Here is a 15,831-nt window from a genome sequence, read left to right on the forward strand (position 1 = left end):
AAAAAATTGAAAAATCAACCGCTTAGTTTAAAAGCCTTAGAATGAGCTACCAATGTTAAATTGGAATTGCTCAATCTCATCGCCTGCATATTTCTTAATCGGTTTAGCATAAGAGAATGCTAATGGTCCAATTGGAGACATCCATTGGAATGCAATACCAGCAGAAGCACGCACTCGTTTATAGTCGCTGTAATCTGGCAATGTTGGATAGTTTGAGTGTTTCCATTTTGTATTCCACACACTTGCAGCATCAACAAATAGTGATGTTCTCACATTATGTTGATATTTATCGCTTACAAATGGCGTTGGCGTAATCAATTCTAAACTTGCATAAGTCATTGCATTACCACCAACAACATCTTCACTTGCACTTGTGAAGCCATTATTTGCAGCAGAATAATAAATAGCTTTAGGACCTACAGCACCATATTCAAACCCACGTAGGGTACCAATACCACCAGCGCTATACAATTGATAGAACGGGACTTCTTTACCACCAAAGCCATTCGCATAAGCTACACCGGCACGGCTTGAAATAACCCATTTATGCTCTCTATTCAGTGGGTAATAATTTCTAAAATCAGCGTTCAAGCGATAATATTTATTATCCGAACCTGGAATGGTAATCTTACCACCAATATTTGCTGTGGTACCTTCTGTTGGGAAATAACCACGATTTAAACTATTATAGTTCCAACCAAATGAGAAATCGAAATCATCCGCCTTCATTTTGGCATAATAATTAGGGTCTTGATCATTAACTTTAAAGTTCATTGAATTTACATATTTCTCACGCGTAAATTCACGTTGAACACCTTTTAATGTATCGTGTGTATAACCTAATCCTAAATAGTAAGAGTTGTTTTCATCAACTGGGAACCCTAAGGTACCATTTACCCCATAGCTACGGCGTTTATAAGCTGATGCAGTATCACTATCTGAGTTATCATAATCTTCATAGAAGATATTTCCACCTAAACTTACACCATCTTTAGTAAAGTATGGTTCAGTATAGCCTAGGTTTACACTCGTCCCATAGTCATTACGGGTACCATTTAAACTAATGGTTGAGCCCATACCCAAGAAGTTATCTTGTTTAATACCGGCTTGATAGCTAATACCACTCTCTGTACCATAACCGATACCGAAGTTAATACTACCGGTATTACGCTCCTTAATTTTATACACAACATCAACTTGGTCATTTGTGTTCGGTACATCCATCATGTTCATTTCTACAGTTTCATAGAAACCTGTACGTTCTAAACGAGATTTACCTAGTGCCGTAGCTGTGGTAGATAACCATGCGCCTTCTTGCTGACGCATTTCTCTGCGTAGTGTAGAATCCGCTGTCACATCATTGCCTTCAAAACGAATTTTACGAACATAAATACGCTGTCCTGCATCTACAACAAAATTGATTTGAACGGTTTTATCTTCTTCATTAAATTTTGGATATAAATCTACTTTTGCAGAACCGAAACCATTTTCACCTAATTTTTGTTTAATACTTTCTTCAATTTTTAAAAGATCACCTTTACGGAAAAGATCACCAACATGATAATCTTTTAAAATTGCATTTAGCTCTTTATCCATATTTGCCGTATTACCTAAAATACGCACGTCACTCACTTTATATTGATCGCCTTCAAAAACTTGATAAGTTAAATCAACATCTTTCTTATCTTCAGAAAATTTCACATCTGTTCCAGTGAGAGCAAATTTAGCATAACCACGGTTCATATAATAATCACGTAAGGTTTCTAAATCTTGAGAGTAAGGTTGAGATTCAAATTTACTGCTTTCAAAAATATTCCACCAAGATACATCAGGTTGAATTTCTAATTGCTTCGTTAATTCTTTTGAACTAAATGCGTTATTTCCTTCAAAAGTAATGCTTTTTACATAAGCAACATCGCCTTCTGTAATGTTAAATTTTACATTTAATCCACCATTTTCTGAAGGCGTAGTCACAGTATCAATAACAGCATTATAACGTCCGATCGCATGATAATGATCTAATAAAGCTTGTCTAAATGATTCCACTTTTTGAGCATCATAAACTTCGCCTTTATTGATTAAATTTGCTTTTAAATTTTGTTCTAATGCATCTTTAGGAATTGCATTATTCCCTTCAATATCAACAACATTGATTAAAGGACGCTCTGCAACTTTAATGACAAGCGTATTCCCTTCACGTGTTGCACGCACATCTTGGAAACGATTTTGAACAAAAAGGCTACGAACAACATTAGCAACATCAGAATCTGTTGCAGTCTGTCCAACTTTAACTGGGAGCGCTGAAATAATCGCAGCACCTGTTTCCGGTTGAACACCATCAACACGAATATCTTTCACAACAAACGGCGCAGCAACTGCAACACCATTTGCAAGTAAAAGCGAAGAAAGCAATAATTTTTTCATGAAATTATCCTATGAATGTTTTGCAAAATAATTTACGGAATATACCGCTTGTAAAAATTTAGAAATGGATGATGTCGTTAATAAACGCAAACACCATTAATCCCAATACAAAAGCCATACCTATTTGTTGGAAACGTAGTTGCAACGATTCTGAAAGTGGTTTCCGTCTTACTGCTTCTGCAGATAAAAGTACTAGTTGTCCACCATCTAACGGTAAAATCGGAAATAAATTCATGACTCCCAGATTTACACTGATCAATGCCATAAATCCTAAATAATATATCCACCCAATTTCAGCTGTTGCTCCAGCGCCTTTTGCCATTGAAATAGGACCGCCCATATTTTTTAAAGACAACTCTCCCGTCATTAAATTTCCAATAAATTGTAAAATTGTCTTAACGAGTGAACCTACTTTATGCAGACTTTGGCTAAACGCCTCTAGCATACCATACTTTAATACCGTCCGATACTTCTCTGGAATAGACTCATATTTCGGCACAATACCAATGACATAACGATTATCTTTCTTTTCCGGTATTAAAGAAATTCGTTCTGTTTGAGCATTTTCATGCTTAATCAACAATTCAATCGTTTTTCCTGTTTTTACAGATTCAATCAAATGCTGCCAGTCAAAGGGCTTTTGATTTACGGATAAGATCACATCTCCAGCCTTAATACCTGCTTTTTCTGCTGCTGACTGTTGAAGCACTTGCAAAATTTCTGGCTGTACAATTCGATTTATTGGACGAATCCCTAAGCTCGTTAAAGGGCTTTCCTGAGTACCATCAATATTCCATTGACTTAAATCTAGAACAAATCGTTGAGAACTATGCCCATCAACATTTTCCCCTTCAACTTCAACCTGTTTACTCCCCACTTTCCCCATTAACGCAAGCGTAGTACTTTCCCAATCTTGAACATTTTGCCCATCAACACGTTTAAACTCAAAATCTAAAGGAAGTTGAGCTTGAGCTGCAATACTATTTGGGAGCACTTCGCCAATCACAGGTTTTAATGTTGGCACGCCATTGATAAAAACAACCCAATACGCAAAAAGCGCAAAAACAAAATTTGCCAAAGGTCCTGAAATAATAATAAAAGCACGTTGAAGTATCGACTTCTGCGCTAATGCTTGTTCTTTAGGCGCATCAATCTCGTCCTCGCCATTCCACATTTGCACATAGCCACCGAGTGGAATTAAAGAAAATGCAAATTCTGTGCCATGTTTATCTTTCTTACGGAATAAAACCTTACCGAATCCGATAGAGAATCGAATAACCTTTACCCCACATTGACGTGCAGCCCAAAAATGCCCATATTCATGTACAAAGACTAAAACGCAAATCAGTATAAAAAAGGCAATAATCGACACCATAAATGACAAAATTACTTCAATAAAACAAAAAAGAAAAACGTTGCAAAGAATGGAATTGCCGCCGTTAAACTATCAATGCGGTCTAAAACACCACCATGCCCCGGAATTAAATTACTACTATCTTTAATCCCAGCTTGACGTTTAAACATACTTTCTGCCAAATCGCCCAGCACAGAAATCGCCACCGTAGCCACCGATAATAGAATAAAAGGAACTGTTGCCAATTCTTGACCAAACACATTTTGGGGTGCAAGCTTTAAGAAAACAAACGCAATAATACCTGATGTTAATAGTCCACCTAATGCACCTTCCCACGATTTCCCTGGAGAAACTTTAGGCGCAAGTTTTCGTTTACCGAATGCACGCCCGAAGAAGTAAGCACCGGAATCGGCTCCCCAAACTAATAAACAAACATAAAGCAATAAGTACGTGCCTTGAAAATGATCCACGCTATAATTGTGGAAACGAAGCGCTAGCATCCCCACAAAAAAAGGCACTAAAGTACATAAACCAAATAAGCATTTGGCAACAACTGATTTTTCCCAAATTGCAGCCGATTTAGGATAAGTTACAACCAAGCCCAAAGCTAGAAGCCACCATGCACAAGAAACAAACAGAGTAATCGCACTCGTATCTGTTAAAAAACGAGCCGCCATAATGTAATCTGTATTTGCCACAATCAATAACAAGAACAAACTTGCTGTAACAGAAGCCACCACTGCTCTTGCCATTGGTGTTTTAAAACCAATAAATTGTGCCCATTCCCACATTCCAATCACAACTAATGCAGCTAGAAAAAGAGTAAAAGGTAAAGGGGAAAGCCCAAATATAGCGCCTAAGACAGCTAAAACCATCACAATGGCAGATAATACACGTTCTTTTAACATTGATTTTTCCTCTTAACAGCCACCAAAACGGCGCTCGCGTTGTTGATAAGCCATAATTGCTTCACTAAAAACTTGATCATTAAAATCCGGCCAAAGTACAGGGGTAAAAAAGAGTTCAGCATAAGCAATCTGCCATAATAAAAAATTACTGATCCTTTGCTCACCGCTTGTTCGAATAAGCAAATCAACTTGAGGTTGCTCTTCTGTAACCAACTCATTTTGGAAAAGTGTAGGAGTGATATCCGATACCGATATTTCTCCCAACTTCACTTTTACTGCCATTTTTTGAGCCGCTTGGGTAATATCCCAATAGCTTCCGTAATTTGCTGCTATATTTAGAATCAGCCCTGTATTGGTTGCGGTTAGTTGCTCGGCTTCAGCAATACGTTTTTGTAATACCTCACTAAACCCCGATTTATCGCCAATAATTTTCAAACGAATATTATTTTTGTGTAATTTCTTAACTTCAGAGTCCAAAGCCTTCATGAATAACGTCATCAGAGCAGAAACTTCAGCTTCAGGGCGGCTCCAATTTTCGCTACTGAAAGCGTAGAGTGTTAAAACTTTAATACCATATTTTGCTGCAAAACTTACCGCAGAACGCACCGCTTTTACGCCATTTTGATGGCCAAAGATACGTAACTTCCCTTGCTGTTTTGCCCAACGACCGTTACCGTCCATAATAATTGCAACGTGTTTAGGCATATTTTGAGGATCAAAGTTCACAAAAATCTCGCTTTAAATTAAATCATATACAAATGGCGGTAACTATAGCATAGGATCGCCTTCTCGCCTAGTTAAACCAGCAGCTAACTAAACATATTAAAGAAAATCCCCTATTTTACAGATAAAAAAACACCGCCTTTACAAGCGGTGTTTTTTCAATGATAGTTTGCCAAAAACTATTCTTCGCCAAGTAACTTCAACTCACGTCCACGTACTTGTGATTTTAAGATTTCGACAAACTCTTCTACTTTGTAAGTGCCTAAGTCTGCACCTTTACGGGTACGCACAGAGACTTTGCCTTCAGCGATTTCTTTATCACCGCAAACAAGCATATAAGGTACACGGCGTAAGGTGTGTTCACGCACTTTAAAGCCCACTTTTTCGTTGCGTAAATCCGCTTTCACACGCAAGCCAGCGTCAGAAAGTTGTTTCACGACTTTTTGTACGTATTCCGCTTGACTGTCGGTAATGTTCATAACTACTGCCTGAACCGGTGCTAACCACGCTGGGAAGAAACCTGCGTATTCTTCGGTAATAATCCCGATGAAACGCTCAATTGAACCTAAAATCGCACGGTGGATCATCACAGGCGTACGGCGACCATTGTCTTCAGCCACATAAGAAGCATCTAAGCGACCCGGTAAAGCAAAGTCTAATTGCACCGTACCACATTGCCATTCACGATCTAAACAGTCACGTAAGGCGAACTCAATTTTTGGACCATAGAATGCGCCTTCACCTTCTTGAATTTCATATTCCAAGCCGTTATTGCGTAATGCGTTTGCAAGACCTTCTTCGGCACGATCCCACATTGCATCGTCACCAATACGGTTTTCCGGACGTGTTGAAAGTTTTACTGCAATGTTTTCAAAACCGAAGGTGCTGTAAATGTCGTAAACCATTTTGATACAACTGGTTACTTCACTCTCGATTTGCTCTTCTGTACAGAAAATATGCGCATCGTCTTGAGTAAAGCCACGCACACGCATTAAACCGTGCAGTGAACCCGATGGCTCGTTACGGTGGCAAGAACCAAATTCAGCCATACGAATTGGTAAATCACGGTAAGATTTTAAACCTTGATTGAAAATCTGAACGTGCCCCGGGCAGTTCATTGGTTTAATGGCATACTCACGGTTTTCTGATTGGGTGGTGAACATTAAATCCGCATAGTTTTGCCAGTGACCTGTACGTTCCCAAAGCACTCTGTCCATCATAAACGGACCTTTTACTTCTTGGTAATCGTATTCTTTTAATTTGGTACGCACGAAGGTTTCAAGCTCACGGAAAATCGTCCAGCCATCATTGTGCCAGAACACCATACCTGGTGCCTCTTCTTGCATATGGTATAAATCTAATGCTTTACCGATTTTACGGTGGTCACGTTTTGCCGCTTCTTCTAAGCGTTGTAAATAGTCGGCAAGTTGTTTTTTATCTGCCCACGCCGTACCGTAAATACGTTGCAACATTTTATTTTTACTGTCGCCACGCCAGTATGCGCCCGCTACTTTTTGTAATTTGAAGTGATGGCAGAAACGCATATTCGGCACGTGCGGACCACGGCACATATCAATATATTCTTCGTGATGATAAAGAGCCGGACTGTCATCTTTACTGATGTTTTCGTCCAAAATCGCCATTTTGTACGGTTCGCCACGGCTTTCAAAAGTATCTCTTGCTTCCTGCCAGCTCACACGTTTTTTTACCACATCGTAATTGGTTTTTGCCAGCTCTAACATACGTTTTTCTAACGCATCAATATCTTCTTGGGTTAAAGAGCGGTCTAAATCAATGTCATAATAGAAACCGTTGTCGATTGTCGGACCAATCGCCATTTTCACGTTCGGGAAAAGTTGTTTGATTGCGTGCCCCAATAAGTGTGCCGTTGAGTGACGGATAATCTCTAAACCGTCTTCATCTTTTGCGGTAATAATTTCAAGGGTAGCATCTTCGCTGATAATGTCAGATGCATCACGGCGTTCGCCGTTTACACGCCCTGCGATTGTTGCTTTCGCAAGACCTGCACCGATACTTTGAGCGACTTCCATTACAGAAACGGGATTGTCGAATTGGCGTTGTGAGCCATCAGGTAAAGTAATAATTGGCATTGTTAATCCTTATACAGTGGTAACCCATACGAAAGGTTACTTGTTGGTTTATTTAAATAAAATTTGTAAATTTTTCAAAACAAAAAACCGCTTGCAAGCGGTCAGTTTTTCAAATTTTTTTGCAAGTTGCTTTACTCGCCCTCACAAACGGGCGGACGAAAAAGCGAGCGTATTTTAACACAAAAAAATGCCATTTTCAGTATTTCAAATTATTTTGTGAGCCACATCACAAAATCACATTTTGCATTTTGACAGAAGGAATGGTTTGCTTAAAATATAAGCTCCTTTCACATTACATTATACTAAGGTTTAGTTATGTTTTGGTCATTTCTCTCAGCCTTGCTAATCGGCGGATTACTTGGCTTTGTCTTTCAACGCTCTCGTTTCTGCTTAACCGGCGGTTTTCGAGATATGTATCTTGCTAAAAATCATCGAATGTTTTATGCCTTATTAATCGCCATTTCGGTACAAAGCATCGGTGTTTTAACGTTGATGGAACTGGGTTATATCGGTTCGCCTTATAAAGATTTCTCGCTGTTTTCCATTGTAATTGGCTCAATTCTGTTTGGTATTAGTATCATCCTTGCCAGTGGTTGTGCAACAGGAACCTGGTATCACGCTGGGGAAGGTCTAATCAGCAGTTGGGTGGCATTGATTATGTATATGATCAGTGCGGCGGCAATGCGATTCGGTGCATTAAGCGATTTTACCAAAGCAATGGGGCAATATGGCAAGATGAATGAAAATCTTGCTGCAACATTAGGGATTTCTGTTTGGTGGCTAGTGGCATTGCTAATTGCGGTAACGGTTTTTGGCGTATATAAAATCTTAAGCAAACCAACGATTAAAATTGCGACACTACCTGCTCGTTATACCGGTCTTCGCCATTATCTTTTTGAGAAAAAATTACATCCATTTATCGCAGGCATTTTGGTTGGATTACTCGCTTTTGCCGCCTGGGCTGTCAATGGTTTAGACGGCAAAACGGCAGGTTTAGGTATCACAGGCCCTTCCGCGAACATTGTGATGTTTTTAACCACAGGCGAAATGAAACGGATTAACTGGGGTGTTTTTCTTGTATTAGGGATTATGCTTGGATCTTATATTGCCGCAAAAGGCAGCCGTGAATTTAAGTGGAGAATGCCTGATCTCAAAACCTTCCGTAATAGCGTAGTCGGCGGCCTATTGATGGGTGTCGGTGCTTCCCTTGCGGGTGGTTGTACTATCGGTAATGGCTTAACGGCAACTGCCGTGATGAGTGCTAAAGGTTGGATATCGCTCTTTTTCATTATGGTTGGCGTATGGATTATGTGTTATTTCGTTTACGTTCGACCAACAAAACAAATCAATTAAGGAGAACATTATGCGTTATATACTTGATACGAATGGACATTTATGCCCCTTTCCATTAATGGAAGCCAAAAAGAAAATCGTTGAATTGGCGGTTGGTGATGAATTGTTGATTCAATTTACCTGTGCTGAAGCCACCGAAAACTTACCCCGTTGGGCTGCTGAAAATGGTTATCCAGTTACCCATTTTGCACAGGTAGATGATGCAGCTTGGGAAATTGTGATTCAAAAAGCCTAAAAAATGGGGAGCTATTCCCCATTTTTCGTAAATAAAGCAAGTAATTCAGCAACTTTCCCTCGAGATTCAGCCTTTTGCCCAATAGAGCGCTGTACACGTATTTTGGTTAATGTTGCACCTTGATAGATTTGGCGAGTAAATTCGGTATCATGGTTAGAAATTAACACTGGAATATGATTAAACGCAGCCTGCTTTGCCAATTCGGCTAAACGAATTTGCTGCTCTAAACTAAAACCACCACCAGCATATTGGGTAAAGTTCGTATCTTGCTGTAATGGGGCATAAGGCGGATCGCAATAGACGATATAATTGTCGTTTTTTTCTCTTAAATACGCAAACACCTGTTCAAAATCCGCACAAATAAATTCTGCTTTTTGGGCTTTTTGGGCAAAGAAACGTAGCTCTTTTTCAGGGAAATAGTGTGTTTTATAACGTCCAAAGGGGACGTTATAGCCCCGTTTTTTGTTATAGCGACATAAGCCATTAAAACCAAAACGATTTAAATAGAGGAACAGAACTGAACGCTGAAAAGGATCTTCAGAAGCATTAAATTCAGCTCGGCGAGCAAGATAAAAGGTTTTACTATTAGCATTAGATGCGAGAAAAAGCGCTTGTGTTTGCTGAATATAGTGCTCTACATCATTTTTTACTGCATTAAATAAGTTAATGAGATCGGGGTTGATGTCCGCCAATAAATAGCGGTCAAAATCGGTATTTAAAAACACAGAACCCGCACCAACAAACGGCTCAACGAAACAAGCCCCCTGCGGAATGCTTGGGGGCAAGTTCTTACGAATATCTTGAGCTAAGCGGTATTTACCGCCAGCCCATTTAAGAAAAGCACGTTGTTTTTCGCTCATTTTTTATCTTTGCGTAAACTTTTCAATCGCTGCGACAACCTGTTCTTCAGTTGCTTGTGCCGTTACATAAGCGTTACCAAGAGATTTAAGTAAAATCAGACGAAGCTGACCACCTAATACCTTTTTATCTCGCCACATATAAGGTAAGTATTGTTGCGGTTCCATATTATCAGGCGAAATAGTTGGAAGCACAGCTCTTGCCAATAATTTTTCTAAACGAGCAACATCTTGTTCAGTTAAATCGCCCAAAATACGAGATAATTCAGCTGCTTCTAGCATTCCCACTGAAACGGCTTCACCGTGTAGCCAGTTTCCATACCCCATATGCGCTTCAATTGCGTGTCCGAAAGTATGCCCTAAATTTAATAAGGCACGATCGCCTTTTTCGGTTTCATCTCTTGCCACGACATCCGCTTTTAGCTGGCAACAACGTTGAATACAATACTCTAAAGCACTTTGTTCTAAAGCGACCAAATGATCAATATTTTCTTCCAACCATTCAAAGAATGGCAGATCGAAAATCGCTCCATACTTAATCACTTCCGCCAAACCGGCACTCACTTCTCGTTTTGCGAGGGTATGAAGGGTATTTGTATCAATGATCACAGAAATCGGTTGATAGAATGCGCCAATCATATTTTTCCCTAACGGATGATTGACTGCGGTTTTGCCTCCCACAGAAGAATCAACTTGAGAAAGTAATGTGGTTGGAATTTGAATAAAACGAATACCGCGCTGGTAAGAAGCTGCTGCATAACCAGCAACATCACCAATCACACCGCCACCAAGCGCAATAAGCGTAGTGTCTCGATTATGATTTTTCTCAAGCAATGCCGTAAAAATCATATTTAATGATTCGAGTGTTTTATATTTCTCGCCATCGGGAATTAACACTGAATCAACCGAGCATCCTAACTGTTTTAGCGTGTTTTCAACGGTAGCAAGATAATGTTGAGCAACAGTCGGGTTCGATACAATCATCACTTTATCGCCAGCCTTTAATGGCGCATAACTTTCAGGCTTAGTTAATAAACCTGCTGCGATCGTAATCGGATAACGACGTTCTTTTAACTCAACATTTACTTGTAACATACTTGCCACCTTATTTTATTAAAAAATGCTATGATTTACTGTAAGTTATCAATCATATCAATAATATTTGTTGCTACAACTTTCGCTGCTTGATCATCAGTTTGTAGCGTAATATCCGCAATTTCTTCATATAACGGGTTACGAATTTTTGCTAATTCTTCCAATGTTTTTCTTGGATCTTCCGTTTGTAATAAAGGGCGTTTTTTATCACGTTGTGTACGTTCAAACTGTTTATCAATGGTTGTTTCAAGATAAATAACAATACCACGTGCTGAAAGCATATTACGATTATCTTTAGATAAAACCGCCCCCCCCCCTGTTGATAAAACAACACCTTGCCCTTGAGTTAATTCATTGATAATACGCTCTTCACGTTTACGAAAACCTGCTTCGCCTTCAACATCAAAGATCCAATCAATATCTGCACCTGCTCGCTCTTCAATAACCGAATCTGAATCAAAAAATTCCATTCCGAGCATTTGAGCTAATTGGCGACCGATTGTGCTTTTACCAGCCCCCATTGGACCTACTAAGAAAATATTGCGTTTTTCTGCCATTGTCTTCTCATTAAAAAAGAGTTGTTTACCTTTGATTTGTGGAAAGAAAAACGACCGCTTGTATTATCTAAATTACAAGCGGTCTGTTTTATGAAAAAAATCGCGAAAAATCATCATTTAACTTCTCGACTCAACTTGATTAAAAAACACCACAAATCGCCTAAAAATAATTAGGCGCAATTATCTCAAGAAATCGCACCTAATTTCAACCTTTAGGGGAAAATTATCCCTAAAAATTATGTATTATCAAATAGCTTAGAATAATTCTCCACCAGAAGGCGATGCTAATACCCCCTTTGGAGGCAATCCTAAACGTACACCACCACCAGCATCTTTAGGCGCCCCCATTTGTCCTGGGTTAGCCTTATCTAGAAGATCATAAGCTTTTTCTACAATATATTTTTTCGTAGGTTCAGTCCCTTTGACAAAATATTCAGAAACCGCGTTACCTAAAAAGCCACTTGTTGCATCCACTTTTACTTCAATTAAATTCGGAGGTAATGGAATATTACGTTCTTTTTTGTCTGCTAATGCAACTTTCATATAGCTTGCCCATGCTGGCATCGCGGTTTTCGCTCCTGCTTCTCCACGCCCTAAATTGTGCTTATTATCATCAAAACCAACATAAACTGTTGTAACAATATTAGCACCAAACCCAGCATACCAAGTTACCTTAGCATTATTTGTTGTCCCGGTTTTTCCACCAATATCCTTGCGCTTAAAAGTACTCGCTAAAGCATTACTTGTTCCTCGCCATCCCTGTCCAGGTTCGCCATAAATAGCACTATTTAACGCACTTCGCATTAAAAAAGCTAACTCTCCACTAATTACTCGTGGTGCATATATTGTTCCTGATGTATTTTGAGTGGACGCTGCCATCAGGCTTGGTAGATTATCCTTTACTTTAGGGGCAATAACGGGTTCCTCATTGTCCTCTGATTCCTCTGGCACCTCTCCTGTAGATACAATCTCATTCTCTTTTAAAGATTGAAATAACTGCTCTTCATTATGAATTTTTATCCCATCAAAATATTCCGGTTCCGGATATTTAACTGGGACGTCATTACACATAATACAAGCAACAGCAGGGTTTGCCTTGAATAACTCATTACCTTGGCTATCTTCAATTCGCTCAATAATATAAGGCTCAATTAAAAAACCACCATTATCAAATACCGCATAAGCACGAGCCATTTCTAATGGTGTAAATGATGCTGCACCTAAAGCGAGCGCTTCTGTTGCAACAAATTGATTGCGGTTAAAACCAAAACGCTCTAAATATTCGGCAACATAATCCACCCCTGCCATTTGTAATGTACGAATAGCAACCATATTTTTAGATTTGCCTAAAGCCACACGCAGACGAAGAGGACCTTCATAACGTCCATCTGCATTTTTAGGTGTCCAAGGCTTTTGCCCTCGTTTAGTAATTGTAATAGGGCTATCGCTAATCGTACTCGATAAACTCAACCCCTTATTCATCGCTGCCATATAAATAAATGGCTTAATTGAAGAACCAACTTGAACCAAGGATTGTGTTGCTCTGTTAAAGCTACTTTGCTCAAAGCTAAAGCCGCCTACAATAGCCTCAATAGCACCATTATCACTATTTAGAGATACTAATGCTGAATTCACGGCTGGTATTTGCCCTAAATGCCATTCGCCACCTTTTTTAGCTTGGCGTACCCAAATTTGTTCTCCAGCATTTAATTTAATCAAACGCCCAAATGACGCATTTGATTTTTTCATATCAACCTTATCGCCATTCGGTAGCATAAGCGTATAGCTATTCTTATTATTCGACATTACCACAGCCGCAGTAAATGGCTCTGAATTAGGTAATTTACTTAAATGATCAATAATTTTTTCATCATCCCACGCCTTACCACTCCAGAGTTTTGCCGCACCTCTCCAACCATGTCTGCGATCATATTGAATTAGGTTATCACGCAATGCATCTTGTGCCGCTTTTTGATCCGTAGAAAGAACCGTGGCATAAACTCGGAAACCTTTATTGTAAGCGACCTCTTCGCCAAAACGCTTAACCATCTCTTGACGGATCATTTCTGTCACATAATCTGCTTTAAATTCTAAAGCAGCACCATAAAGTTTTGATTCCACAATCTCTTTTTTAGCCGCTTCATATTGTTCTTTAGTGATTTTACCCACCTCAAGCATACGCCCTAGCACCACATTACGTCTATTCTCCGCACGTTTAACTGAATAAACAGGGTTCATTGTTGAAGGAGCTTTAGGTAATCCGGCTATAATGGCGATCTCACCAAGAGTTAGTTGGTCTAACGTCTTATTGAAATAAGTTTTTGCTGCTGCAGCAACACCGTGAGAGCGATACCCTAAATAAATTTTATTAAGATAAAGTTCTAAAATTTCATCTTTAGTTAATACTTTTTCGATCTCTAAAGCTAAAATGGCTTCTTTAATTTTACGTTCAATATTTCGTTCTGGAGTTAAGAAAAAATTACGAGCTAACTGCTGCGTAATGGTGCTAGCCCCTTGTGTATCGCCTTGGCTAGAGCGGTACAGTGCTCGCATAATCCCCTTAGGATCAACACCTTTATGCTCATAGAATCTTACATCCTCTGTCGCAAGAATAGCATCAATTAACGTCTGAGGAATTTCTGATAATTTGACAGGAATACGTCTCTCTTCCCCCACCTCTCCAATTAATTTTCCATCTGCAGTAAAAATTTGCATAGGTTGCTGAAGTTCCACGCTTTTAAGCGTTGAAACATCAGGTAAGCTTGCTCGAATATGTGTATAAATCACAGCCGCAGCAATACCGCCAATAATCAATAAAGTAAGTAAAGTACTTAAAATTATTTTTGCGATCTTCATCGAAAAAATCTCTTTTGGTAAATGACAAATAAATAAGAACTACTAATATAGCTCATGAAATGGTGCTAAGTATAAATGAAAAAACATTTTAAATCGCTAATAAACTGATAAATCAGGGAATTATATGTCGTTCTTTACATTACTTTCAAATAAGAAATCCTCAATCCTCCTCAAAGTAGGTATCGCCGAGAACAATGAATACTACTGTTTAGTCCATTTTCAAGATGGACAAGAGCATGTTATCTGGCAAAAAAAGCCGATTGATTTAGAGGTGCTCATTAAGCAACATTTTCAATCAAGCGTCTTAAGTCATTTGATTCGCCCTATTCCCTATCAATATATTTGGCGAAAACATTATGTAACAGCAAATACACATTCTCAAACAGCGCAACATAAGCAAGTATTACAAATGATAAAGCAAGAACTCCCAATCCCTCTTGAAGAAATGTATTTTGACTTTACTACGACAGAAATACCGAATCAAAACGTCAAGCGAGTATCCATTTACGCTTTACGTAAAGCATTTGCCGATCCGCTTATCATCAATAAGCAGACCGTTTTAGACTGCGAACTTCATTGCTGGCAAAGAGGAATTCATTCGCTACTTAATAATGAACAGCAACCCCCAAAAATGTTCAATTATGTTTACCAAAATAAAGCATTTACATTTAAAGAAAACGAATTACTTCTTTGCCCCGAGATTCCTGAAGATGCCATCTCTCTTGAGAATTTGTGCTTACCTTCAGAGGTAATCCATCCCGAAATTTATGTTTTAGCTTTGGGAGCGGCACTATGGCACAGTTAGAAAAAGGGATAAATCTTACTGCTTTTCATCAAGAAAAATGGGGAGAAATTCATACAAATGCCGTCATTAAATTACTGCTTACCGTTTTTTTAAGCTTGTTCATTTTTAGTGTTACCTTGATTTATCAACAAAATGCTACCGCAAAACAGCAGTTACTTGTTGATCAAATTCAACAAAAAAAGCGCATGTTAAGTCAGTTGGAACAGAAGATAGAGCAGTCTAAATATACTCATACTCTAGATTTAAGTACCTTACTAGATGCTCAGCTCATCACAAAATTTAATTATTTAATTCAACAAGTGCCTATTAAATCCGGTGGAATTTCAGATATCCGTTTTTACGATGAAAATGGCACAAAAATAAAAATAATAGGCAAGTATGAAAAACAGCAAGAGCTCTCTAAATTAGAAGATTTTTTAGAAGAAAAAGGTTTTTCAATTAAAGTAGAAAATCTACAAACGAATGAAAAATCAAAAACAGAATTTAGCTTAATTATCACACAGAAAAATCATGATAAATAAATATATTCAAGCTTTTTATTTAAAGCCTCACT

The 15,831-nt window shown here is 38.7% G+C and carries 13 protein-coding genes; 4 read left to right on the plus strand and 9 right to left on the minus strand.

Annotated elements, in window-relative coordinates:
• Positions 1-36: 36 nt before the first annotated feature.
• The 5 genes from bamA to thrS form a co-directional block, all read right to left on the minus strand.
• Positions 37-2,424: an outer membrane protein assembly factor BamA gene (gene bamA, locus AM305_RS07545; RefSeq protein WP_005824605.1), complete on the minus strand. Its 2,388-nt coding sequence runs from the start codon at positions 2,422-2,424 to the stop codon at positions 37-39.
• A 58-nt stretch (positions 2,425-2,482) separates the two neighbouring features.
• Entirely contained in the window at positions 2,483-3,799 is a 1,317-nt protein-coding gene (gene rseP, locus AM305_RS07550) for an RIP metalloprotease RseP (RefSeq protein ID WP_005824606.1), read from the minus strand.
• 11 nt (positions 3,800-3,810) lie between these two features.
• Entirely contained in the window at positions 3,811-4,686 is an 876-nt protein-coding gene (locus AM305_RS07555; RefSeq protein ID WP_005824608.1) for a phosphatidate cytidylyltransferase, read from the minus strand.
• 12 nt (positions 4,687-4,698) lie between these two features.
• The gene (gene uppS / locus AM305_RS07560; protein WP_005824610.1) at positions 4,699-5,412 is read right to left on the minus strand and encodes a polyprenyl diphosphate synthase; all 714 of its coding nucleotides are present in this window, start codon (positions 5,410-5,412) and stop codon (positions 4,699-4,701) included.
• 176 nt (positions 5,413-5,588) lie between these two features.
• A complete protein-coding gene (gene thrS / locus AM305_RS07565) occupies positions 5,589-7,520 on the minus strand; it encodes a threonine--tRNA ligase (RefSeq protein WP_005824612.1) in 1,932 nt (643 codons plus the stop codon).
• Positions 7,521-7,835: 315 nt separating this feature from the next.
• On the opposite strand from thrS, the gene AM305_RS07570 reads away from it, so the two are divergent.
• Together AM305_RS07570 and AM305_RS07575 are read left to right on the plus strand one after the other, a co-directional pair.
• Positions 7,836-8,873, plus strand: coding sequence for a YeeE/YedE family protein (locus AM305_RS07570; RefSeq protein ID WP_005824614.1), 1,038 nt, complete (start codon positions 7,836-7,838; stop codon positions 8,871-8,873).
• 10 nt (positions 8,874-8,883) lie between these two features.
• Positions 8,884-9,108 (plus strand): sulfurtransferase TusA family protein, encoded by a 225-nt coding sequence (locus AM305_RS07575; protein ID WP_005824616.1) that lies wholly within the window; start codon positions 8,884-8,886, stop codon positions 9,106-9,108.
• 11 nt (positions 9,109-9,119) lie between these two features.
• Here AM305_RS07575 and AM305_RS07580 read toward each other — a convergent pair whose 3' ends face one another.
• The 4 genes from AM305_RS07580 to AM305_RS07595 form a co-directional block, all read right to left on the minus strand.
• Positions 9,120-9,968 carry a Dam family site-specific DNA-(adenine-N6)-methyltransferase gene (locus AM305_RS07580; RefSeq protein WP_005824618.1) on the minus strand — a complete coding sequence of 283 codons (849 nt, stop codon included), beginning with the start codon at positions 9,966-9,968 and terminating at the stop codon, positions 9,120-9,122.
• Positions 9,969-9,971: 3 nt separating this feature from the next.
• A complete protein-coding gene (aroB, locus tag AM305_RS07585) occupies positions 9,972-11,060 on the minus strand; it encodes a 3-dehydroquinate synthase (protein WP_005824620.1) in 1,089 nt (362 codons plus the stop codon).
• Between the two features lie 35 nt (positions 11,061-11,095).
• Positions 11,096-11,617 carry a shikimate kinase AroK gene (aroK, locus tag AM305_RS07590; protein WP_005824622.1) on the minus strand — a complete coding sequence of 174 codons (522 nt, stop codon included), beginning with the start codon at positions 11,615-11,617 and terminating at the stop codon, positions 11,096-11,098.
• 255 nt (positions 11,618-11,872) lie between these two features.
• On the minus strand, positions 11,873-14,473 hold the full coding sequence (locus tag AM305_RS07595) for a penicillin-binding protein 1A (RefSeq protein WP_005824624.1): 2,601 nt from the start codon (positions 14,471-14,473) through the stop codon (positions 11,873-11,875).
• A 124-nt stretch (positions 14,474-14,597) separates the two neighbouring features.
• Here AM305_RS07595 and AM305_RS07600 point away from each other — a divergent pair, with 124 nt between their 5' ends.
• Entirely contained in the window at positions 14,598-15,278 is a 681-nt protein-coding gene (locus AM305_RS07600) for a hypothetical protein (protein ID WP_005824626.1), read from the plus strand.
• The gene (locus AM305_RS07605) at positions 15,266-15,799 is read left to right on the plus strand and encodes a hypothetical protein (RefSeq protein ID WP_005824628.1); all 534 of its coding nucleotides are present in this window, start codon (positions 15,266-15,268) and stop codon (positions 15,797-15,799) included. The genes AM305_RS07600 and AM305_RS07605 overlap by 13 nt, the downstream gene beginning before the upstream one ends.
• Positions 15,800-15,831: the final 32 nt, after the last annotated feature.

The organism is Actinobacillus minor NM305 (assembly GCF_000175195.1).
Lineage (GTDB): Bacteria > Pseudomonadota > Gammaproteobacteria > Enterobacterales > Pasteurellaceae > Haemophilus_A > Haemophilus_A minor.